At 44.5% G+C, this 24,149-nt stretch carries 19 protein-coding genes; 14 read left to right on the plus strand and 5 right to left on the minus strand.

Translation table 11 applies throughout. From position 1 onward, the window contains the following. The first annotated feature begins 1 nt into the window (after position 1). Together rpsR and hisD are read left to right on the plus strand one after the other, a co-directional pair. Positions 2-232, plus strand: a complete 231-nt coding sequence (gene rpsR, locus D1155_RS03630; protein WP_243151009.1) for a 30S ribosomal protein S18 — start codon at positions 2-4, stop codon at positions 230-232. Between the two features lie 270 nt (positions 233-502). Then, on the plus strand, positions 503-1,762 hold the full coding sequence (hisD, locus tag D1155_RS03635; RefSeq protein WP_160201060.1) for a histidinol dehydrogenase: 1,260 nt from the start codon (positions 503-505) through the stop codon (positions 1,760-1,762). A 46-nt stretch (positions 1,763-1,808) separates the two neighbouring features. Here the strand turns inward: hisD and D1155_RS03640 are convergent, their stop codons facing one another. Next, a complete protein-coding gene (locus tag D1155_RS03640) occupies positions 1,809-2,837 on the minus strand; it encodes a hypothetical protein (protein ID WP_160201061.1) in 1,029 nt (342 codons plus the stop codon). A gap of 275 nt (positions 2,838-3,112) precedes the next feature. Between D1155_RS03640 and ppdK the strand changes: the two genes are divergently transcribed. After that, on the plus strand, positions 3,113-5,740 hold the full coding sequence (gene ppdK / locus D1155_RS03645; RefSeq protein ID WP_160201062.1) for a pyruvate, phosphate dikinase: 2,628 nt from the start codon (positions 3,113-3,115) through the stop codon (positions 5,738-5,740). Positions 5,741-6,072: 332 nt separating this feature from the next. On the opposite strand, the gene D1155_RS03650 is transcribed toward ppdK, so the two are convergent. Both D1155_RS03650 and D1155_RS03655 read right to left on the minus strand, forming a co-directional pair. Beyond that, positions 6,073-6,480, minus strand: a complete 408-nt coding sequence (locus D1155_RS03650) for a VanZ family protein (protein ID WP_160201063.1) — start codon at positions 6,478-6,480, stop codon at positions 6,073-6,075. A gap of 274 nt (positions 6,481-6,754) precedes the next feature. Then, positions 6,755-8,278 (minus strand): L,D-transpeptidase, encoded by a 1,524-nt coding sequence (locus tag D1155_RS03655; RefSeq protein WP_160201064.1) that lies wholly within the window; start codon positions 8,276-8,278, stop codon positions 6,755-6,757. Positions 8,279-8,701: 423 nt separating this feature from the next. On the opposite strand from D1155_RS03655, the gene hutH reads away from it, so the two are divergent. The 8 genes from hutH (at position 8,702) to D1155_RS03695 (ending at position 17,056) form a co-directional block, all read left to right on the plus strand. Beyond that, a complete protein-coding gene (gene hutH, locus D1155_RS03660) occupies positions 8,702-10,243 on the plus strand; it encodes a histidine ammonia-lyase (protein WP_160201065.1) in 1,542 nt (513 codons plus the stop codon). A 15-nt stretch (positions 10,244-10,258) separates the two neighbouring features. Continuing rightward, the gene (locus D1155_RS03665) at positions 10,259-12,283 is read left to right on the plus strand and encodes a urocanate hydratase (RefSeq protein ID WP_160201066.1); all 2,025 of its coding nucleotides are present in this window, start codon (positions 10,259-10,261) and stop codon (positions 12,281-12,283) included. A 285-nt stretch (positions 12,284-12,568) separates the two neighbouring features. Next, a complete protein-coding gene (gene hutI / locus D1155_RS03670; RefSeq protein ID WP_160201067.1) occupies positions 12,569-13,816 on the plus strand; it encodes an imidazolonepropionase in 1,248 nt (415 codons plus the stop codon). Further along, the gene (locus tag D1155_RS03675; protein ID WP_160201068.1) at positions 13,813-14,439 is read left to right on the plus strand and encodes a cyclodeaminase/cyclohydrolase family protein; all 627 of its coding nucleotides are present in this window, start codon (positions 13,813-13,815) and stop codon (positions 14,437-14,439) included. The genes hutI and D1155_RS03675 overlap by 4 nt, the downstream gene beginning before the upstream one ends. 31 nt (positions 14,440-14,470) lie before the next feature. Next, positions 14,471-15,379 carry a glutamate formimidoyltransferase gene (gene ftcD, locus D1155_RS03680; protein WP_160201069.1) on the plus strand — a complete coding sequence of 303 codons (909 nt, stop codon included), beginning with the start codon at positions 14,471-14,473 and terminating at the stop codon, positions 15,377-15,379. Positions 15,380-15,426: 47 nt separating this feature from the next. Next, positions 15,427-16,092: a GntR family transcriptional regulator gene (locus tag D1155_RS03685; RefSeq protein WP_160201070.1), complete on the plus strand. Its 666-nt coding sequence runs from the start codon at positions 15,427-15,429 to the stop codon at positions 16,090-16,092. 332 nt (positions 16,093-16,424) lie between these two features. Continuing rightward, a complete protein-coding gene (locus D1155_RS03690; protein ID WP_160201071.1) occupies positions 16,425-16,775 on the plus strand; it encodes a type II toxin-antitoxin system RelE/ParE family toxin in 351 nt (116 codons plus the stop codon). Beyond that, a complete protein-coding gene (locus tag D1155_RS03695) occupies positions 16,772-17,056 on the plus strand; it encodes a helix-turn-helix transcriptional regulator (RefSeq protein WP_160201072.1) in 285 nt (94 codons plus the stop codon). Before D1155_RS03690 ends, D1155_RS03695 begins: the two co-directional genes overlap by 4 nt. A 77-nt stretch (positions 17,057-17,133) precedes the next feature. On the opposite strand, the gene D1155_RS03700 is transcribed toward D1155_RS03695, so the two are convergent. Continuing rightward, positions 17,134-18,276, minus strand: a complete 1,143-nt coding sequence (locus D1155_RS03700; RefSeq protein ID WP_160201073.1) for a PucR family transcriptional regulator — start codon at positions 18,274-18,276, stop codon at positions 17,134-17,136. Positions 18,277-18,376: 100 nt separating this feature from the next. Continuing rightward, positions 18,377-19,405, minus strand: a complete 1,029-nt coding sequence (locus tag D1155_RS03705; RefSeq protein WP_160201074.1) for an aminopeptidase — start codon at positions 19,403-19,405, stop codon at positions 18,377-18,379. Positions 19,406-19,705: 300 nt separating this feature from the next. On the opposite strand from D1155_RS03705, the gene D1155_RS03710 reads away from it, so the two are divergent. The 3 genes from D1155_RS03710 to D1155_RS03720 all read left to right on the plus strand — a co-directional run bounded on the left by D1155_RS03710 (position 19,706) and on the right by D1155_RS03720 (position 23,956). Next, on the plus strand, positions 19,706-20,983 hold the full coding sequence (locus D1155_RS03710) for a cytosine permease (RefSeq protein WP_160201075.1): 1,278 nt from the start codon (positions 19,706-19,708) through the stop codon (positions 20,981-20,983). Beyond that, complete coding sequence (gene pepV / locus D1155_RS03715; RefSeq protein WP_160201076.1) at positions 20,967-22,418, plus strand: dipeptidase PepV; 1,452 nt, start codon at positions 20,967-20,969, stop codon at positions 22,416-22,418. The genes D1155_RS03710 and pepV overlap by 17 nt, the downstream gene beginning before the upstream one ends. 173 nt (positions 22,419-22,591) lie before the next feature. Then, entirely contained in the window at positions 22,592-23,956 is a 1,365-nt protein-coding gene (locus D1155_RS03720) for a YjiH family protein (RefSeq protein WP_160201077.1), read from the plus strand. Positions 23,957-24,149: the final 193 nt, after the last annotated feature.

Here is a 24,149-nt window from a genome sequence, read left to right on the forward strand (position 1 = left end):
GATGGATAGAAGACGTGGTGGCATGAGAAGAAAGAAAGTATGCCAGTTCTGCGCTGATAAGACAGAAGTAATCGATTTCAAGGATACAGAAAAACTCAAGAAGTATATCACTGAGAGAGGCAAAATCCTGCCTAAGAGAATCACTGGAACTTGCGCTGTACATCAGAGAGAAGTTACCACTGCAATCAAAAGAGCAAGAATCGTTGCATTACTGCCTTACGTTGCAGACTAATTTAAAAAGAACCATACAGGAGCCGATTAGGCTCCTGTTTCTTTATATCAGAAAGCCTGTTAAAGACAAGTAAGATTGCATGACGCCAATTTGAAAGATTTTTTTTGAGAATTTTGCATAGGGGTAACGCAAAAATAAAGAAAAAAAGCGGCGAAGTTGGTGTTGGTAGAATCGAAGGAGCTACTACAGTTTTATTGTGAATCCTCTTGACAACAGACAGGTGGGTGCTTTAATATGTTAATGTAATAAATGACAAGAGGTGTATTTAAGATGAAAATTTTGAAGAAATCCAAAGAGAGAACCGCAGAAGATAACCGGGCTTTACGAGATGGTGTAACTGCGATTATAGATGATGTATGCCAGCGCGGTGATACGGCGCTTCATGAATATAACGAGAAATTTGATGACTGCCATAGACAGATGCTGCGAATCAGCAGAGAGGAAATTGAAGAGGCTTATGAACAGATAACAGAGCAGGAACTCTCAGATCTTCGCATGGCAAAGTCTAATATAGAAAAATTTGCAGCGGCACAGAGAGGAACTGTGACAGAATTAGAGAATTTCAGTCCACAGCCGGGGATTTATCTGGGGCACAGAATTATTCCCGTTACATCCTGCTGCTGTTATGTGCCAGGCGGTGGCTATCCTCTTTACTCCACTGCGCTGATGTTGATTACACCTGCAAAAGTGGCAGGCGTGAAGCGGGTTGCAGCATGTTCACCGACAGTAAAAGGTACTTCGAGGATTCACTACAAAACGCTGGTTGCTATGGATCTTGCAGGCGCAGATGAAATTTATGCAGTAGGCGGGGCGCAGGCTGTTGCTGCGTTCTCATACGGTACAGAAGAAATCAAACCGGTGGACATGATTGTAGGACCAGGCAATCGCTATGTAACAGAAGCAAAGCGCCAGTGTTACGGACAGATTGGAATTGACTTTGTAGCAGGACCTAGTGAAGTTCTTGTCATTGCAGATGCGAAAGCAGACAGCAAGACTATCGCTGCCGATCTTTTGGCACAGGCGGAGCATGATCCCAATGCTAAGGGTATTCTGGTAACCACCGACGAAGCCTTTGGCAAACAGGTCATCGAAGATGTAGAGGCAGAACTGAAAATCCTTTCTACTTCAGGCATTGCAAAAAAATCCTGGGATGACTACGGTGAAGTTGTAATTGTAGATACATTGGCGGAAGCTGTGGCGATATCCAATGATTATGCGCCGGAACACTTAGAGGTCAATATTGAAAATCCAGATGAGATTATAGAGGATTTGTATAATTATGGCTCCTTATTTATCGGTGGCAATACAGCGGAGGTCTTTGGTGACTATGCATCAGGTACCAATCATACGCTGCCGACAGTAAAAGCAGCACGTTATACTGGCGGCGTCTGGGTAGGTACTTTCCTAAAAACCTGTACGCACCAGAGTATGAGTCTCGAAGCGTCGAAGAAAATTGCACCGCTAGTTGCTAGAATGGCATATGGAGAAGGGTTGGAAGGTCATGCAAAGGCAGCAGAGGCTAGAGCATAGAAAATATAAAACGCTGAGAGAGTACGGCTCGTCTCAGCGTTTTGCTTTAGTTATTTATCGTGTTAATTAAATTACGATATTTTGGCTTCTCCGTTTGGGGGATATCCAAGCAGTCCATGACCCGTTCAAGGTCTAAGTGAAGATTTTTAATTAGAGATTGGATATTGGAGAGTGTGGTCTGTTCCAAGGTTTTTTTAGTGACCTCTTTAGTGACTTCTTTAGTGACCTCTTTAGTGACTTCTTTAGTGACTTCTTCGGTCACTTCCCTGGTCACCCTCTCCGTGGTTTCTTTTGTGGCTTTCTCTGCAGCAATCTCCGCAGCTTCTTCTGCTCTAATCTCTATGAATTCTTCCATGGTTATGCTCCGCCATGCCATCTTCTCCACCTCCGCGCTATGAGCTCTTAAAAAATTCACTAAGATGTTTTCCTTGAGGCAGCGTTCTACGGCAGCGCCTACTGCTTCTTTTCTGTCCTTTCCTGCAGAAAGCCCTTCTTTCACATACCTAACGAACATTCCATATTCTCTCAGCTTGGTACTTTTCTGCAATACAGGATTTTTCTCCGCTTCCTCTTCTTCTCCTTCATTGTACACCACTTTGATGACTTTTACTACTAATTCTACGGAATTTTCCTTTGGCTCCCCCATGAAGCTGGATGATAATCTCAGTTCGTCCACGTCCCATGGCTCGCTTCCCGTGTAGATAACGAAAAACTGTGGTGTCGGGATTTTTACCTGCCCCTGTCTGAAAAACGTTCTATTGTCTAGTAGTATTGCGATGTTATTCGCCAAATAGCGAAGCATACGGAGTGGAATATTAGCAGATATAGTACTCTGCTGTTCTCCAAATACCAGATATGCAACTGCAATCTCATAGCTAAGGTCATTTTTAATGCCATGATAGATGACGTCATCTAAGGTCAAAAATCTCACTTCAGTATCGGGTCCATAGTCAGTCCCTTCCAGTGCATTAAAAAGTTCGATGGCATTTTCTTTTTCTGAAAACAGCATGCGAAAGATACTGTCTTGATAAGTTCTCTTAGGTTCAGCTGCTGTCAGCAGCTTATTTTCTGTCATTTACTTCCTCCGTTCTATATTAATGGGATATTATTACTGTATTTCTATTATATTCCAAAAATCAATCAGTGACAAGAAGAAATTCCTTTATAAGGATAAACTGTTAATATATGGATAATAAATATTTCCTTTTTAAAGTTAAAATTAAAATTTCTTTCTTTTCTAAAAACTTTTAGGAAATCTATTGTCTTTGCTTTATACAAAGATTAGAATGTAGGTAAATATTTATAATGCGTCGAGGAGATTAAGAGATAGTACGCGGGAAAGGAAAACATATGGGAAAATTTGTTTATTCATTCAGTGAAGGGTCCAAGGACATGAGAAGTCTTTTGGGTGGTAAAGGCGCGAATCTGGCGGAAATGACCAGAATTGGACTGCCAGTTCCCTACGGGTTTACGGTAACGACTGAAGCCTGCACCCGGTACTACGAAGAAAATCAGATGATTGGCGAAGATATCATCGGGGAAATTTATGAGAAACTGGCGGAACTGGAAGCAGTCACTGAGAAAAAGTTTGGTGACAAAGAGAATCCGCTGCTGGTTTCTGTTCGCTCTGGCTCTGTTTTCTCCATGCCCGGCATGATGGATACGATCCTGAATCTGGGTCTCAACGACGAAACCGTGGAAAGTCTGGCAAAGCTGACAGAAAACGATCGTTTTGCTTATGATAGCTATCGCCGTTTTATTCAGATGTTTGGCGATGTTGTGCTGGAAATTCCAAAGAGTGAGTTCGATGTCATTTTTGATGGACAGAAAGAAAAAGTAGGCGCCGCCTTTGACGTAGATTTAACCACCGACGATTTGAAGGAAATTATCGTTGGCTATAAAGCGCTGGTTAAAAAAGCTGTAGGCAGAGATTTTCCACAGGAGCCAAAAGATCAGCTGATGGAAGCGATCAAGGCAGTATTCCGTTCCTGGAACAACGATAGAGCGATTCTTTACAGAAAGCTCAACAGAATTTCCGATAAGCTGGGCACTGCAGTCAACGTGCAGTCTATGGTATTTGGCAACATGGGAGACACCTCCGGCACAGGCGTAGCCTTTACCAGAGATCCGGCAACCGGAAACAATCAGCTTTACGGAGAATTTCTTGTGAACGCTCAGGGCGAAGATGTGGTTGCAGGAATCCGTACCCCGAAGCCGATTGCAGAAATGGCTGAGGCATTCCCTGAAGTATACAAAGATTTTGAACGTATCGCAGAGATACTGGAAAAACACTATAAAGACATGCAGGATATGGAGTTTACTGTAGAAAGAGGTAAGCTATTTATGCTGCAGACCAGAGCGGCAAAGAGAACGGCGGTTTCTGCGATCAAAGTGGCGGTTGATATGGTGGATGAAGGGCTGATTACCAAAGAGACAGCCGTAGAGCGCATTGATCCTGCGCAGATTGACCAATTGCTGCATCCGACCTTTGATACAAAGGCTGAAAAAACGGCAGAAGTACTGGCAAAGGGTCTTCCTGCTTCACCTGGCGCAGCGACGGGAAAAATTTATTTCACAGCCTCTGACGCAGAGGCAGCTGTAGAGTCCGGTGAAAAAGCCATTCTTGTTAGACAGGAAACTTCTCCGGAAGATCTTGCTGGTATGGTTGCAGCAGAAGGAATTTTGACTGCCAGAGGCGGTATGACCAGCCATGCGGCAGTTGTAGCCAGAGGCATGGGCAAATGCTGTGTTGCAGGCTGCTCTGAAATTATCGTAGATGAATCGGGTAAAACTTTGACAATCGGAGATGATCGTTTGGAGGAAGGCGACTATATTTCTCTAAACGGATCTACTGGTACTGTATATAGAGGGCAGATTGCAACTGTTCAGCCAGAACTTTCCGGAGATTTTGGAATGATTATGAGTTGGGCAGATGAAATCCGCAAGTTAAAGGTTCGCACCAATGCGGACAATCCGAAAGATGCAGCGCAAGCATTGGCGTTTGGCGCAGAGGGAATTGGTCTTTGCAGAACGGAGCATATGTTCTTTGAAGAAGAAAGAATTCCGGCAATTCGCCAGATGATTTTGGCGGAAACTGAGGAAGAAAGAAGAACTGCACTGGCAAAACTTCTGCCGTTCCAGAAGTCTGACTTCAAAGGAATGTATGAGGTTATGGAGGATAAGCCGGTGACCATTCGTCTTTTAGATCCGCCGCTTCACGAGTTCCTGCCGCAGACCGAGGAAGACACCAGAGAACTGGCAGCGCATACCGGTATTCCATATGAAAAGCTGGCGCAGGCAGCCAGTGAGCTTCACGAGTTCAACCCAATGCTGGGACATCGCGGCTGCAGACTTGCAGTGACTTATCCGGAAATCGCAGAAATGCAGACTCGTGCTATTATGGAAGCAGCTATCGAAGTTGCAGCAGAAAAAGGCGTGGATATCGTGCCTGAAATCATGATCCCACTGGTAGGCAGCAAGGCAGAAATTGCCGATGTAAAAGCGACTGTTGTAAAGACTGCTGACGCTTGCAGAGAAGAGGCAGGCAGCCAGATGAAGTATCACATCGGCACGATGATTGAGGTGCCTAGAGCTGCTTTGACAGCGGATGAGATTGCGGAAGAAGCAGAATTTTTCTCCTTTGGAACCAACGATCTGACCCAGATGACCTTCGGTTTCTCCCGTGACGATACAGGAAAGCTGATTAAAGAATACGTGGATAAAGGGATTCTGCTTGATGACCCGTTCCAGACCATTGATCAGGATGGTGTAGGTTTGCTGGTGCAGATGGCAGTGGAAAAAGGAAGGCAGACCCGCCCGAATATTAAACTGGGTATTTGCGGTGAACACGGCGGAGATCCGAGAAGTATTGAGTTTTGCCACAGAACAGGGCTTGACTACGTTTCCTGCTCCCCTTACCGCGTGCCGATTGCAAGAATTGCGGCAGCGCAGGCAGCAATTAAAGATGTTGAAAAATAAATATGAATTGGTAATATACAGAGCCCTGAAGAAGAGAATCTTCAGGGTTCTTGCTTTATCATCGTGCACTGGCTTGGTGTTTAACCTATAGACAATTTTTCCTTAAAATATGTATAAGAGCTTCCATGATTCTTAACCGAGATTATAGAAAACGCTATAAAAATGTATAAGAGTGTTGTCAGTGAAACGGATTATCTCGAAATTGCGGGCGAAAAACTTGCGTTATATGCAAAATTTCCCCAAATTTTTGGCGTATATGGCGCGGTTCATAGGAAATTTGAGTATGAGAGATGATGGACTTATACATTTTTAGAAAGAATTTGCTGTTTGGGTTAAGATTTCATTTTTGATTCAACCAACAACTCTAGCTTTAGCGGTTTTGTTACTCCATAGCCGGCAGTGATTCCTGCGACATACAGAATAATATCAAAGGTGTCAAAGAATCCTCGCGCAGTAAGTGCTTGTAAAAGCTCCAACGCAAAAGACAGGAAGATGGCGCTGCAAATCATGAGTGGGAATTTTATTTTCCTAAAGAAATAGCCCATAGGAACAAAGCAAAGAAAATTTAATAGACTTTGCAGTTTCATTTCCGGCTCGCCCAATGCCGCAAAAGAGTCTGCTGGATTCCAAATATATTCGGCATGGAGTGCGGAGCGACCGAAAAGGGTGATAAAAAGAAGTACAGCGTAAAGGGCTATTAACGAAAAATATAAATATCTCGGTATTTTGTGATAAAGCACGATGTAACCTAATGCTGAAAAACATGCGATACAGAAGAAAAGTGAAAATCACATGGCAGGAAAATACAGTGGATTGCCAGTTGATACAAATCGAGTAAGAAGTTCACAGAATAGGTAGTAGTGCATAAGATAACCGGGAACGATACTGACTATGGCAATGGTTGGAAGTTTTTTAAGGTTCATAAAAAAGCCTTTCTTTCCTAAAAAATATGATATCAATATTTTAATATATATTGGATGGAACGTACAGAAAAAAGTCAAAAAGGAGGCAGCTTCAAGAGCAGCCTCCAACTTTCACCAGCACAATCTTACTTACTGTTTGGTAAGGGGTATAAGCATTTTTCACCGAGTATTTAATTTGATATTCACCTTCGCAGTCGAAAATCCATGCTGCGGCTTCTTCGGCAGTCACTGGTTGGAAATCAGCATCAGAAGGACCTTTAATTGCAATTTTCAGCTTTGATGTCACATCTTTACCGTTATGAACAGCGCTGATTCCGGTGATAAGATCGGTCGATATGCGGGGCTGTACGGCTAAAGGTGTATTGCAACTGCCGTCTGTACCGACAAGAGCAGCGTTAAACGCCGGCGGCAGCGTCAACTGTGGGTCATTGTTGACTGCCCCTTTTTTAGAAGTAATCGTAATGACCTTTTTCGCCGCTTTATAAGGGGCGTATTTATTTTTGACGATGTATTTTACCGAGTATTTGCCGGTCTTTGCAAACCGGTAATTCTTTGCGTCCTGGTAGGAGTAAATCTTGTATTTCTTTGCGCCTGGCGCTTTGATGTAGACCTTCATGGCACTGGTGCGGATGGCGGAAGCCTGCTTTGCGGTGATACCTTTTACTGCGTTTTTATCGCCCCAAGTGACGGTCCTGCTCTTTGCGCCGGAAATGACGGGCGCTTTTAAGTTGTCTACGACCTTGAGTTTAATTGTGGTGCTGGCGCTTTTTCCGTAAGGAGCAGTGACGGTGTAGGTAATCTTATAAGTTCCCAATTTGTTTGTGGAAAAAGTGTCGCTGACATATTTTCCTTTCTTGGAAGAGTAGCGCGCCACCTTGGAAACCTTGATGAAATCCTTTAAGTTCATAAAGGTATTCGGGTCCTTCGCATAGACGTAGCTTTTTGGGTTATAATTTTTCTTGCCGTATTGCACCGTCAGAGGTTTTTTTGGAGAAACTCTGATGGTCGGCGCATCTATAACATAGTACGGATTGGCAGGGTCCGGGTCTGTAGGATCCCAGTATTTATAGCGACCGGTGTAAACCTTAATCGGTGCAGGCTTTCCCAGCGGACCCGGGTTGTCACTGCGATAAATGGTCACCTTGGTGCCGATTTTGCAGGTGTAATAAATCCACTTTGCGTCGACGACGGAAAGGCGTACGCAGCCGTGGGATGCGGACTGCCCCAGCATGTTGAACTGGCTGGTGACCTGCGAAGCCTTGTCAAAGCGTTCTGTATAGTAAACGGAGTGGAATAGAATGTCATCGGTGATGTGGGTGCAGTACTGTCCATACACATCGTTCATCAGTTCGCCCCAGTTCCATCTCCCCTGCGTGTAAAAAGTCCCTTTGGGCGTAGTGCCGCCAAGACCGGTGGAACAGAGCATGGCGCGAATCGGTTTCCATTTGCCGTCAATTTTTTTGTAAGCCGTTATAACGTTTTGCTGTTCGTTGACTTTGAGCCAGTATTTGCCTGTATAGGTGCTGGCATGAGCATCTGAGACTGTAAAGCATAGCGCTGCCATGGTAAAAAGCACGGCGAGCAAAATACCAATTCCCTTTTTTTCTCTAATCATATTTTGCCTCCCAATTTAATCAGTGACTATAGTATAGCACGTTTTTTTCTGTATAAATATGAAATTTTCTAAAGAATTTCCCAAGAATTCTTCTTTTTTTTCTGAACGGAAGGGAAAAGGACAGTAGTACTTTTTTTTATGCCTGATTTTTCAACGGAAATAAAGAATCAAGATTCTGAATTTAATAAATATACATAGTAAAGGGATACAACTTTAAAGGAATAACGCGAAAAAATATATACGTTTTATGGAAAATAATTACATAAAAAATGAAGAAAAAGCTGAAAAATCAATGCTTTTTGACAAAAAAGAGTAGCGCGCAGAGCAAAAAAACTGTATAATAGGGATACAAAAAATAGGAGTCAAGAAAAGCATATTAATGCTAAAATTAGAATAATTATAATGAAAGATAGGAGTGAGAAGATGGCAGTTTTGATTAACGGACGTGACCTTACGGTAGAAGAGGTTATTCGCGTATGCCGCGGAAATGAAAAAGTCGAAATCGCACCACAGGCGAAGGAGGCAGTCAACAAGGCACGGGCTTACATCGAGCGAAAGCTGGATGAGGGCGCAGTGATTTATGGTTTGACTACCGGGTTTGGTAAATTTTCCAACGTGCTGATTTCTAAAGAGGAGACGACAGACTTACAACGCAATCTGATTATCAGCCACACTTGCACTTTTGGAGAGCCCTATCCGAGGGAGTATGTAAGAGCAGCTATGCTGCTGCGCTGCAACGCATTATCGAGGGGAAATTCCGGCATCAGACTGTCCACCATTCAAACTATGCTGGATATGCTGAATGCAGGCATTCATCCGGTGATTCCAAGGAAAGGCTCTTTGGGCGCTTCGGGCGATCTTGCACCGCTTTCTCACATTGCGCTGGGTCTGATTGGACTTGGAAAAGTGGAATATAAGGGGGAAATCGTTGACGCAAAGGATGCCATGGTGGCAGAAGGCATTACGCCTGTGGAACTGGCAGCCAAAGAGGGGCTTGCCCTGAACAACGGAACCCAGATGATGACAGCAGTTGGTGTTAACGTGCTTTGGGACGCAATGAATCTTTTGAAAGTGGCAGATCTTGCCACTGCCATGACAGCAGAGGCGCTACACGGAATTACTAAGGCGTATGACCATAAAGTGCAGGATGTGCGGGGACATCAGGGGCAGAAAATTACAGCGGAGAATTTGCTTACCCTGCTCGATGGCAGCAAGAATGCTATGGAGGTACAGCCGACTAAGGTGCAGGATCCATATTCTCTTCGCTGCATTCCGCAGATTCACGGGGCTTCCAGAGACGCGCTGCAGTACGTGTATGATGCGGTTTCCAGAGAGATTAATGCAGTAACGGATAATCCAATCGTATTTCCTGATGAAGACGAGGTTATTTCTGGCGGAAACTTCCACGGTCAGCCAATGGCACTGGCATTTGACTTCATGAAGATGGCGATTTCCGAGCTTGCCGATGTTTCTGAAAGAAGAGCAGAAAGATTGATTAATCCGGCGCTTTCGGAGGGACTTCCGGGCTTCCTCACTAAGCATGGAGGCGTTTGCTCCGGCTTTATGATTGCCCAGTATGCAGCGGCTTCCATGGTTTCCGAGAACAAAGTTTACGACCATCCGGCCTGTGTGGATTCCATTCCGTCCTCCGGTAATCAGGAAGACCATGTGTCTATGGGAACGACTTCTGCAAGAACAGCAGCAATGGTGCTCGACAATGCACAGAAAGTGCTCAGTATTGAAATCGCAGCGGCGGCACAGGGCATCTGGCTGAGACAGGAAATCGGTGAAAGCAGCATTGATAATCTGGCGCCGGCAACCAGAGCCGCTTACGATTACATCAGAAGCATTTCTGAGCCGATTGAGGAAGACGTAATCATGCACGATGAGCTTGCAAAATTTGAGCGGATGGTGAAGGATAACAGCCTGCTTGAAGCAGTGGAAAAGGTAGTAACTTTGAAATAAATGGAGGGGAAAAGCATGTTAGATAACAAGACCATTGAAGGGGCTATGACTATTAGACTGGGAAATGACTATCCAGATCATCCGGCTTTTGCGGAAGGAATCAGAAGAGCGCCAGACAGAGGATTCAGACTGACCAAGGAGCAGACAAAGATTGCGCTGAAAAATGCACTGCGCTATGTACCAGAGGAGCTGCACGAAAAGCTGGCGCCGGAATTTATGGAAGAGCTGACAACCCGCGGTAGAATCTATGCGTATAGATACAGACCGGAGGGCAGACTTTACGGAAAGCCGATTCACGAATACAAGGGCAAGTGCCTGGCAGGAAAAGCGTTTCAGGTCATGATTGAAAACAATTTGGACTTTGAGGTTGCTCTTTACCCATATGAACTGGTTACTTACGGCGAAACTGGTCAGGTTTGCCAGAATTGGCTGCAGTACAGACTGATTAAGAAATACCTGGAAGAGTTGACCGAAGACCAGACCCTGGTTGTAGAATCGGGGCATCCACTGGGACTGTTCCCGTCCAAACCGGAAGCGCCGAGGGTTATTATCACCAACTCCATGATGATTGGCATGTATGACAATCTGGACGATTGGGAAATTGCCGAGGAAATGGGCGTTGCCAACTACGGACAGATGACTGCAGGCGGCTGGATGTATATCGGACCGCAAGGTATCGTTCACGGTACATTCAACACCATTTTAAATGCAGGCAGAAAATATCTGGGTGTGGCAGAGCAGGGTGACTTACAGGGGCATACCTTCGTGTCCTCAGGGCTTGGCGGCATGAGCGGGGCACAGCCGAAAGCTGCTAATATTGCAAATGCCGTAGGCATTTTTGCGGAAGTGGACTATTCTAGAATTGTCACTCGGCACGACCAGGGATGGGTTGACGTTATCATGGACGACATTGACGAGATTTTCAAGCTGGCCAACGAGAAAATTGCGGCAAAAGAAAGCATTTCCATCGCTTATCACGGTAATATCGTAGACCTCCTGGAAGCTGCTGCCGCAAAGGATTTTCACATTGATTTGCTGTCAGATCAGACCAGCTGTCACAACGTATATAACGGCGGCTACTGCCCGGTGGGCATGACCTTTGAAGAAAGAACAAAGCTGCTCCATGAGGATCGAGACAGGTTCTGCAAAGAAGTTGACAAGACACTCCACAGACATTACAAGGCAATCAAGGCGCTGACCGAAAAAGGAACCTATTTCTTTGACTACGGCAATTCCTTTATGAAAGCTATGTACGACGCAGGTATCAAGGAAATTTCCAAGAATGGTTACGATGACAAAGACGGCTTTATCTGGCCTTCCTATGTAGAGGATATCATGGGACCGGTACTCTTTGACTACGGCTATGGTCCGTTCAGATGGGTTTGCCTGTCTGGAAAGCCAGAGGATCTCGACGCAACCGACAAGGCGGCGATGGACTGCATCAATCCGGAAAGAAGAGCGCAGGACAGAGACAACTGGGTTTGGATTCGCGATGCAAAGAAGAACAAACTGGTCGTTGGAACCCAGGCGAGAATCCTTTATCAGGATGCAGAAGGCAGAAGGGATATTGCGCTAGCATTTAATAAGCTGGTGCGCGAAGGCAAGTGCGGTCCTATTATGATGGGAAGAGATCACCATGACGTATCCGGTACCGATTCCCCATTCAGAGAGACTTCCAATATCAAGGATGGCTCCAATGTCATGGCAGACATGGCAGTGCAATGCTTTGCAGGAAATGCAGCTAGAGGTATGTCTCTTTGTGCACTGCACAATGGCGGCGGTGTAGGCATCGGAAAAGCCATCAACGGCGGCTTCGGACTGCTTCTTGACGGCTCTGAAAGAGTGGACGAAATTATCAAATCTGCTATGATGTGGGACGTCATGGGCGGCGTTGCCAGAAGAAACTGGGCGAGAAACGAAAACGCACTGACTACTTCCATCGAATACAACAAGAACTACGCAGGAAAAGGACATATCACCATTCCGTTCCTTGCTGACGATGCACTGGTGGAAGCGACAGTCGATAAGTTTGTGAAATAAATCGGGATAATCGTGAGAATCAGAGCAGCCTTGGGTGGGCTAATCTGGTTTATCATGTGAAATGTTTTCGTATGCTGACAAACCTGACAAAAAGCAAAAATATTGTCAGTTTCGTCAGCATTTTGAAAGAAAACCCTGACAAACCTGACAAAATTATAGAAATTTGTCAGTACTGTCAGCAAAATCTATGAGTATGGGAGTGTTTGAGCTGAAAATGCTGACAAAACATTGATCCATTCATAGATTTTGTCAGTAAACACAAAGAGAGACGAGGAGAATCACCAAATGGCAACAGTACTTGTAAAAAATATCGGATTGCTGCAGACCCCTGTTGGCAGTTTCAGTCACGGCGGCAAAGTGCAAGGTGAGAACCTAAAGCTGAAGGACGCCGCTATTCTCATCGAGGACGGAATTATCAGTGAGATTACCGAGGGCGGCGTGCTGCCAAAAGGAGCAGAAACAGCTGATACAGTCATCGACGCAGAGGGCAGGCTGGTGACGCCAGGGCTGGTGGAAGGGCATACCCATATGGTATTCGGCGGCTACAGGCAGCATGAAATACCCATGAAGCTGAAAGGCGCGGGATATCTGGATATTCTGAGAGCAGGCGGCGGCATTCTGGATACCGTGAGAAAGACCAGGGCTGCAAGCTTTGAGGAACTTTACGACAAAACCGAAGGTTTTCTCGATGAAATGATGGGGCTGGGTGTTACCACCTGCGAAGCAAAGAGCGGCTATGGTCTGGACTTTAATACTGAAGTGAAAATGCTGGAAGTGCTGAAAAAGCTCAATGAGGATCACCCGATGGATATTGTGAGCACTTTCATGGGAGCCCATGCCATTCCTGAAGAATACAAGGACCGGGAGAATGGCGCAGATCAATTTATTGATATGCTCTGTACGGACCTGCTGCCTTATGTAAAAGAAAACCAGCTGGCTGACTATGCGGATATCTTCACCGAGGATTCGGTATTTAACTATGAGCAGAGCAAAACCTACCTGGAAAAGGCAAGGAAGCTGGGTTTTGGGCTGAAAATCCATGCTGATGAAATTGAGGCAATCGGCGGCAGCGTATTGGCAGGCGAAATGGGAGCAGCCAGCTGCGAGCATTTAATTGCCATCGATGAAGCGGGTCTTGCGTCTCTGGCAAAAGGCGGTGTGACCGCTATGTGTCTGCCGGCGACTTCCTTCTATTTAGGTGCAAATTTTGCGCCGGCGCGGAAAATGATTGAGATGGGCATACCTGTGGCGACAGCCTCTGATTTTAATCCGGGATCCTGCCCATCGCTGAATCTGCAGTTTGTCATGAATCTGGCATGTATCAAATACCGCATGCTGCCGGAAGAAGTGCTGACTGCAGTGACCATCAATCCGGCTTGCGCTATTGGAAAAGGTGAGCTAGTGGGGACGCTGGAGTGTGGCAAACAGGGCGATCTGGTAATCTGGGACGCCCCTGACATGGATATGCTTTGCTATAGATTTGGCTCTAATCTGGCATTGCAGGTAATCAAGAAAGGAATGGTAGTAGCATGAAATTAATCGATATGCAGGTAAAAGAATATTTGGACGTTTTGAAATCAGATGCACCGGCGCCGGGCGGCGGTTCTGTCAGTGCATTGGCAGGTGCGCAGGGCGCGGCTTTGTTCATGATGGTGGCGGATCTTACTATCGGTAAGGAAAAGTACGCAGACTGGCAGGAGGTGTGCAAAGCAGCAAAGGAAAAGGGCGCAGCCCTTTACGAAGAATTGACTGCGGCGGTAGATAAGGACACCGAGGCGTTCAATCTTGTTTCCGCAGCCTTTAAAATGCCGAAGGAAACTGATGAGGAAAAGGCGGCAAGAAAACAGGCAATTGCGGACGGAACTCTGGTGGCAACGGAGGTGCCTTTCCGCACCATGCAGTTGGGCTATGAGGGTTTGATGACAGCAAGGACCATGATTGGAAAGTCCAATCCTAACGCAGCAAGCGACCTGGGCGTAGCCATTTTGAACCTGACGGCTTGCATCAAGGGCGCATGGCTCAATGTAAAAATCAATCTGCCGGGCGTAAAGGACGGGGCAAAGGCAGCGTATTACGCACAGGAAGGACAGAAAATGTTCGATGAGGCGGATAAAATTGCTAGCGGTCTGTATAACGAAGTGGCTGCAGCACTGTAATTTTTAGATGATAGAAGGAGAAAGAGGAACAATGGCACAGATTATTGAAAGTATTCCAAATATCAGTGAAGGAAGAAGAACTGATGTAATAGAGGCATGTGTGGATCAGATCAGAACCACACCGGGCTGTACCCTGCTTAACTACAGCTCCGACGAGAGCCACAACAGAACCGTTATCACCTATATCGGTGATGCAAAAGGCGTAGAAGAAGCCAGTGTGAAGCTGGTTAAGAAAGCAGCTGAGCTCATCGACCTGACAAAACACGAAGGAGAGCACCCTAGAATGGGCGCAGTAGATGTCATGCCTTTCCTTGCCATCAAGGACTGCACCACAGAGGATTGCGTAGAACTTTCCAAGGCAGTCGGCGCAAGAATTGCTGATGAAGCAGGCGTGCCGGTTTTCCTCTATGAGTACTCCGCACAAAGACCTGAAAGACAGAATCTCGTAAAAATCAGAAAGGGTCAGTTTGAAGGCATGGCAGAAAAAGTGCAGGAGCCTGATTGGGAACCTGATTTTGGCGGCAGAAAAGTTCACCCAACAGCGGGGGTTATGGCAGTAGGAGCAAGACCGCCGCTGGTTGCATACAATTTGAATCTGAACACAGACGATGTGCAGGTTGCGAAGAACATTGCAAACGTTATCAGAGAAAAGGACGGCGGACTGAAATGCGTCAAAGCCATGGGCTTTGAAATCGAAGATGAGGTGACAGGCAAGAAATATGCCCAGGTTTCCATCAACATGACCAATTATGAGCAGACGCCGCTTTATAGAGTTACCGAAATGGTAAAATCCGAAGCAGCCAGATATGGCGTAGTCGTCACCGGCACAGAAATCATCGGACTTTGCCCGATGAAAGCATTGGTGGATTCTGCCGAATATTATCTGCAGATAAAAGATTTCGATTTCCACACACAAGTACTTGAAAATCATATTCTGTAGTGTTATAACTAAAGGGCAGAGTATTTTTCGAGAACAAGGAGAACCAAATGACCGGCGGCAATAACTATTCTAACGTATTTTCACTGACTGATGAAATCGCAGATATCATCCGGGATAGAATCCTCAAAGGGGAGTATAAAATCGGAGAAAAGATCAAGGAAACACAGATTGCGTCAGAGCTGAAGGTCAGCAGAACGCCAATCAGAGAAGCGTTCAAGCAGTTAGAAAATGAAGGGCTCATTGATTACATTCCAAATAGAGGATGTTTTGCGAAGGGTTTTACCAAGCAGGATATCGAGGATATTTACGCGGTGCGTAAGGCACTGGAAATTCTGTGCGTGGAATGGGCAGTAAGCAGAATCACAGAAGAACAGATTCAGAATCTGCAGGATCAATGCGACCTGATGGAGTTTTATACGGTGCGCCAGGATGAAAAGAAGGTGCTGGAAATCAACACTGGGTTTCACGACATCATCTACAATGCCACCGGCAGCCGTTTTATGGCGCAGGTGCTGCGCTCTTATAAAGAGTACATCGACCAGACGAGGAAGGCGCTTTACTATGAGCCTGACTATTTGGACGAGATTCTGGAAGAACATCGGTCGATTCTTACTGCAATCAAGAACAGAGACGTAGAAGAAGGCAAGGCGGCCATGTCAAGACACTTGGACGGCTCTAAGCGCCGGGCAGAGTTTATCTATAATGTGAAATAGATAAAGAACAGCAGGCAGGAACGAAAGTTAGACGTTTCTGCCTATTTTTTTTACTTTATAGTAAATTGCGTTTGTGAGAACAATGAGGTAAAACGAAGAGAAAATAAAAATCAGCTCGTTGAGCAAAGCAGTACAGAGGGCGTTGCGAAGTAAAGTATAATCGAAATGTTTCACATGACGCAAAACAGAGACGTTAACGACACCACCCTCAGAAGGGAGTGAGTTCTCTTTGCGACCGGTTTTAGTAGGGGGAACAGTAGTGATGCTTGAGATAGATGGAGTTGACAATATGGCATATATAACATATAATGGAATAAAAGGAGTAGAATCAAATGTTTCAAGTTCAATTTTTTGAAAAAGAAAATGGGGATTGCCCTGTTGAGAATTTCATTCTAAGCTTAGATACAAAAATGCAGGCAAAGATTGTAGGCTTATTGGAAATTCTTCAGGAAAATGGAAATTCGCTTAGAGAACCGTATAGCAAACATTTATCAGAAGGCATTTTTGAATTGCGATGCAAAGTTGGAAGTAATGCTGCCAGAGTTTTGTATTTTTTCTATTTTGAGGAGAGAATAATCTTGACGAATGGTTTTATTAAAAAGACACAAAAGACGCCAGACAAGGAAATCAAGTTGGCAAAGCAAAGAAGGCAAGCTTTTATAGAGAGGATGGATAGAAAATGAAAACATTAAATTCTTTTAAGGAGCAGAGAATGCAAGATGCTGATTTTGCAAAGGAATATGAAGCAATGCAGCCGGAGCTGGATGTAATTAGAGCAATTGTAAATGCTAGAACATCACAGAATCTGACACAAAAGGAACTCGCTGAACGCACAGGAATTAATCAGGCAGATATCAGTAAGCTAGAGAATGGCACGAGAAACCCATCAGTAAATCTTTTAAAAAGATTGGCAGATGGAATGGACATGGTTTTAAAAATTGAATTCGTTCCCAAGACAAAGTAGTGAAGGGGTCTTGATGATGTCGAAAAGGGAGATGTAAGAGTAGCATAGCACGGTGTGGGAGAAAGTGCAATGGAGATTTACCCCTTGCACATAATCTGTTCTATCATGACAAGAACGGACGCACAGGTGTGAAACTGTACGATATCGTCTTCTAAATTCAGAATTTGGCGAAGTCTGCCGATTCTGTAGCGGATAGTGGTCTCCTTTTGACCCATAGCCTCGGCAGCTGCTTGATAAGAGCCCTGACAGCGGACATACGTTCTTAGGGTATCAAAAAGTGTTGAGTTGTTTTCTGACTTATAAGTGTTGATTGCGGAAACCATGCTGTCATAATAGCGATAAAGCTCAGGGGCATCTTTTAATTTCATGAGGAGCTGCAGCAAAGAGGTTTCGTCATAGGTGACTTGGTTTTCATGTAAAAATATTGCAGTGTTCATTGCCTGCTCACATTCATTAAGGCAAAGATCAATTTCTGTATTTGGGTGGAGCATACTGACGCCTGTAGTATGGTCGGAAAAATAAGACTTCAGTGTATTTGAGAAAACTTCTATATTTTTCTTTAAACGGGACTTTTGGCTGTGGCTAAAAATAAAATAATGATAATCGTCGCACACGATATAGGCGCTCAAAGAATCTTTCATAAAAGATGCAGTCAGTTCGTTTTCGGTGACAGAGGAGCGAATGGTACCTTTTGTACTGATTACGCCTATGAACTGCTCAAATTTAGGATTGATACTTTCTAAAATACGGAGCTTTTCTATATCACTTAGCTTTGCCCGCTTCAGCATATTGATTTTGCTGCCGTTTAAGGCGTGGTAGTATCTTTGTACAATTAACTTGTTAATCGTATCCATGATTTTGGCATAGGAAATATCCCGGTCAACCATGATAATCGGCAGTCCGCCGCGATTGCAGTGAGACATGATTTTCTCTGTAATCAGCGAAGCGTTAATGTCGAGAACGATGAGGGCGCTGCACTTACAGTCAATCAGTGTACAGATAAATTCTAAAAGAATCTCAGGACTGTCTATAAATTGGTCCAGACTGGAAAGAAATAAATCCCCATGTTCGATGATATTTTTGTCGATGGCACTGCCTCTGACGGGACAGTCAAACACGGAAACCCTGTTAATGATGTTATCGAGATAGGCTTCTCCCGCCAGAATCTGAGCATCTTCAAAAAGGGGCTGATTTAGAAGCGTCTGTACTGTACATAACATAGTGCTACCTCCTGACAACATTATAGCAGAATCGTAATAAAAAAGATAGCTTCCATGGGGGAAAATAGAAGCTATCTTTTGTTTATAGTAATATCATAAATTAACGAGGATAGATAGCCTCTAATTCAGGATCTACCATTTTACCTTCATCCATCAGCTGTACGCCATCAAGCCATACGGAAGTATTCAGACAAATGCCATCGGTGTGAGAAACAGCAGCCTGACCTTCAGGACCTCCGACAGTCGGGCTGACATAGCCGATACCCCATTCTGTACAGCCCCATACGCGTTCATCCTCTACGACATTGCCGGAAAGTTTTGCACCCGGATTAAATCCATAAGCGACATGAGCCATTTTCAGCATACCAGGGTCATTAAAATCTTTTAGCCACTTCTCATAGGCTTTTGCGTCAGTGCCGCCTTCAATATTAACGATGACACTGTCTTTTACAGTCAGTTTGATTGGCTGGTCAGGGGTTCTGCCAAACGGCGGCGTTACGGTGCCGTCGAAAACGATAGTTCCGTTAACTGAGCCATATCTAGGCACTACATTGAGTTGTCCCATCATCATATATACGCCGCTCTTTGAGGCATCACCAGCATCTACACTGACCACATGGCGGTCGTCTGTTTCAAAAGTGACATCGGTTCCGCTTGGGGTCGTCATACGGATGACCTTTGCAGCACGGTTCAATTCAGCTACGCGGTTCATAAATTCAGTCAGCTTTGCGGTGTCGATATCGCTCATGGTTCTAATCATTACATCTTCTGTAAATTCCACAAGGCACATATATCTCAATTTTTTATTGGTTGAGATTGCTCTCTGATATGGAGTGGAATATAAGAGCCATTTCTGGTTAAACTCAATCCAGACGTCGCAGTTTGAAACAGCGCCCGTCAGCGGTTCAATTGGAAGCTTGGGATCTGCAGCCTGACCAACGCCGTCTGGTGCTGGAAACTTAATTACCATTGGGAGAGCTCCTGCTGCATGAGCACTTGAAGCAACTGCGTCAACGATTTTCATGCAGGAGAGAGAATCGCAGGTTAGTACGACAGTTTCTCCCGGCTGAACCTTAAAGATATCGCGGATTAAAGTGTCCGCAGCTTTTTGCATTTCATAATCAAACATTTTGAAACCTCCTAGAATTGAATGAGTTCTTCAAATTGGATTATACGAAAGTGATGCAAGAAGGTCACTAATATTTTTTCAATATTTTAGATTTTAGACTGTAAATTTTATAGTGCAGTAGAGTATACTTTAGAGTAAAATGTTAGAAAATTCAATTTCGTTTGTATTTTGTTTGCGAATTGGGATTGTACATTCTATCTTTTTTGTTAAAATGGGTTCTTCAAAGAAATCCCGGCAAAAAATAGATACGAAATTGAGCTGGAATAATTCACTTATTGTATTTAAGAAATGAGGACAGTAATGAAAGAAAAAAAGAGTAATGTGGAAACCACTACCTTGAATCAGGTTTCAGAAGAAGAAAAGAAGGGATGGGTAGAGGTTGCGTTTATTCATGCAGGTGTTATGATTTGTGTTCCCAGTCTGCTGATTGGAGGCCTGCTTGCTTTGGCAATGCCGCTTGGACAGGCGCTCCTTGCCGGATGTATCGGATATGGACTAGTTATGCTTTTCGCATGTTTCACTTCTATACAGGGTAGTGATTTAGGCTTGCCTTCCTGTGTTGTGTTGCAGTCCTGTTTTGGCAAAGCAGGATCAAAGTATCTGATTTCCCTTTTGTTTACAATCTCTCTGTTAGGTTGGTTCGGCGTTAATAATGCTGTGTGCGGCAGTGCATTTTCAAATCTTATGGCAAATTCTTTCGGCATTGAGGTACCTGTTTCTGTTTCCATTCTGATTTGGGGTGTAATCATGCTGACAACGGCAGTATATGGAATCAGTGCAATGGGAAAACTCAATACCTTGGCGGTGCCAGCGCTGCTGATTGTTTGTCTTGCGGGCTGTGTTATGGCACTGCGCACACACGGTACAGAAAATATCAATACTCATGTCGAGACGACCATGTCTCTGATTGAAGGAATTACCCTTACGACGGGATTTTTAACGATGCAGATTGTGACTGCTGCGGATATTACCCGTTATCAGAAGGGCAGAGGCAATACGATAAAGGCAACCCTTTGGGGCGTTCTTCCGGCAGGCATTCTGATGCTGGTTATCGGCATTGTGATGGCAAAGGTTGCCGGTGAGTACGATATCAGTCAGGTGCTTTGCAATGTAGGACTTCCTGTATTGGGGATGATTGTTCTGATTTTAGCGGCATGGACCACAAACACTACGAATGCTTATCTGGCAGGAATCAATATTGTAAATATTCTGGGTCTGAAAGATGATAAACGTGCAATGGTAACGCTGATTTCAGGGCTCATTGGAACAATTCTGGCGGTGGTAGGAGTGATGAGTCAGTTCGAGGCATTTATCACATGGCTGGGCGCAGCATTTTCACCGATGGGCGGCGTGATGCTGGTTGACTACTGGATTCTAAGAAAAGCAAATCCCGAAAAATGGTCTCCGAGAGAAAGTTTTGACTGGCTTGGCGTTACCGCATGGGCAGCAGGTTTTGTACTGAATATCTTTGTGACAAGCGGTCTTGTGCTGGTGCAGAGCATTTTGCTGTCAGGCATTGTTTACTATGCATTATGTAAGGGTTTGAGAAAAGAGGAATACCATGGCGCAGCTCTTTGATGAATATTATAAGGAAAAAGAAGCAGAACTTTTGCGGGATATCTGTGACAGTATTGCAATTCCCAGTATTGCGCAGGAAGATGATGGGCAGGGGAATCCCTTCGGAAGGTCTGTGACAAAATGTCTGGAACACATTTTGGAGCGTGGGGCGGCACTGGGCTTTCAGACAGACAACGTAGATAACTATGTGGGCGAAATTACCATGGGCAGCGGGGAACATTTGATTGGAATTTTATGTCACGCAGATGTGGTGGACGCTGGCACAGGCTGGAATACGGAGCCTTTTTCTGCGGTTGTGGCAGATGGTGAACTATATGGAAGAGGTTCCATAGATGATAAAGGCCCGATGATGTGCTGCTTATATGCTATGGATTACATACAACGAAATCAACTGCTGCCGGATAATACTAGAATTAGGATGATTATCGGAACAGATGAAGAAGAAAATTGGCTTAGTATTGATAAATATCTAAAAGAAAATCCGGAAATCCCAGAAATATCCATTGTTCCAGACGCAAATTTTCCTGTGATATCCTGTGAGAAAGGACTGATTAATGTAGCAATGACTGTGCCTGTCACCTGCAATAATAAGGAATCTGACAATCGGATTCTTCTGAAGTTGGAATCACTTAGCGGCGGCGAAAGAGCTAATGTAGTGGCAGCAAGTGCGAGCTGCAGTATTATCAGCACAGATGAAAAATATGATTGCTGCAAACTGGCTGAGGCAGTGAAGCAGTTGGGCAGAAAGTTACATGTACCGGTTACTGTTGCTATAGCGGGGAGTAAGCTGACCATTAAACTTGAGGGAAAAGCTGCACATGCGATGACTCCTGAAAAGGGAATTAATGCGATTTCTTATCTAATGGAACTCTTATTCCGGTTGACTTCGGATGAAGAGTATGTTTTTGCACAGCAGAATGTATTGGAATTTTACCATCGCTATCTTGGTCTTTCCTATAACGGAGAGGGAATGAATCTGGCGTGGTCTGATGAGGATTCCGGAAATTTAACAGTAAATGTGGGACTTCTGACATTAACAGCTTTGAATCTGGACGTTATAATCAATCTCCGTTATCCGGTGACAAAAAGGTTTGAAGAGGTAGAAGCGGCACTTGCTATGGTATGTGAGGAAAGCGGCGCTTTTATGAAATTCGGTGTTTGTATGAATCCGATTTATTTTGATAAAAACAGTTCGATTGTAAGACAGCTCATGTCAGTTTATCAGGAAAGCACAGGGGATATGGTATCGCAGCCAATATCTCTGGGCGGCGCTACTTTTGCAAGAGCAATTCCTAATGCGATTGCCTTTGGACCGGTTTTTCCTGATCAAGAGGAACTGGCGCACGAGGCGAATGAGCATTATAGAGTAGCGGATTATAAACGAATTACTGAGATTTATGTAAAAGCACTACTAAAACTGAGTGCCAACATATAGAAAAAGGTATGAACAGGGTGTGCTGATGTGCACCCTGTTTTTTAGTAATAGCTAAGATAAAAGTAAATTTTTATACACAAAAATGTGTATACATAATATATTGAATTATTTGAAATGGCATGTTATACTAACAATAGTTGCCTTAACAGGGAATAGGAATAGGAGACTTTATTATGGAAAAGAAAAACGGTAAGAACGTGGCTGGATTTGTCGTTCCATCGGTCATCGGCATTATTTTATTTATGGTGCCGGTAAAGTACGATGGAAACTGGACGGTCACAGTAAAGATTATCGCAGACTTAATCGGCGGAGCCCTTGGCTCAGTACTTCCGATACTCTGCGTTGCAATTGTTACGGTTTCTGCAGTTGGTTCTTTAATTGGACTTGCAAAACCTAAATTTATGACAGAAAACGCAATTTTAGCAGACACTTTCTGTACAAGCCCGATATGGACCATTGTCAGAGTCATCGGTGCAGTATTCATCTGGATGACGTATCTGGGCATGGGTACAGAAGGCGGATCCGATATTGTCAGCATGATTACTGATGGTGGCGCAGGCGGATTTGTACTAGGCGATTTGCTGACAGTATTAGTTATTATATTCTTGATTGCAGCTTTGCTTTTGCCACTTCTTTTGGATTTTGGACTTTTAGAATACGTAGGAGCCCTGTTGACAAAGATCATGCGCCCGCTGTTTAAGATTCCGGGCCGTGCTGCTGTTGACTGTATTACTTCCTGGATTGGTGACGGAACCCTGGGCGTTATGCTGACCTGCAACCAATACGAAGGCGGATATTACTCGGAAAGAGAAGCGTCTGTTATTGCAACGACTTTCTCTGCAGTATCCATTACTTTCAGCATCGTAGTACTTGAACAGGTCGGCTTGATGCAGTACTTTGGTCTTTACTATCTGATGATTTGTCTGGTTGGTATCGCTTGTGCGATTATCGTACCGAGAATCCCGCCTCTTTCTCTGAAGAAGGACAGATACGTTGTAGAAGGAAAGGCTATGCCGGATACACTTCCAGCACCGTACAAAACTTCTCACGAATATGGTATGGCTTTAGCTATGAAGAAGGTTGGTGAATTCAGGGGAATCGGACAGTTCTTTGAAAACGGCATGAAGAATGCCGTAGGTATGTGGTTCGGCGTACTGCCTACAGTTATGGCAATCGGCACGCTGGCGCTGGTTCTCGCAAACAATACCCCGATCTTTGAGATTTGCGGAAAACCGTTTATGCCGCTTCTCGAACTGTTACAGGTTCCGGAAGCTGCAGAGGCATCCAAGACAATGATTGTCGGATTTACAGATATGTTTACGCCTTCCATTATTGCTGCGGAAGGTATTGCAAGTGAGATGACCAGGTTTATCGTAGCGTCTGTATCTGTAACACAGCTGATTTACTTATCTGAAGTGGGTGGTCTGATTCTGGGCTCTAAGCTGCCTGTGAACATTGTTGAGCTGTTCATTCTGTTCTTAGAGAGAACAATTATCAGCTTACTGATTATCTGCCCGCTGGCACATTTGATTTTTTAGGAGATGTACTATCCCTGCAAATAGGCAAAACAAAATCCCGGCACGTGCGAAAGCGTCTTGCCGGGATTTTTAAGTGGGGAGAAGCCTGTAAAGTTTATAACTTTATACTGTGGCGATTGTAGGTTTACAATAGATGTGTTACAACTGAATAAAAAAATTGCAAGATCTCATTTTTGTGTTAAAGTTAAGTTAC

The sequence above is a fragment of the Anaerotruncus sp. 80 genome (genome assembly GCF_009936115.1).
Lineage (GTDB): Bacteria > Bacillota > Clostridia > Peptostreptococcales > Anaerovoracaceae > Senimuribacter > Senimuribacter intestinalis.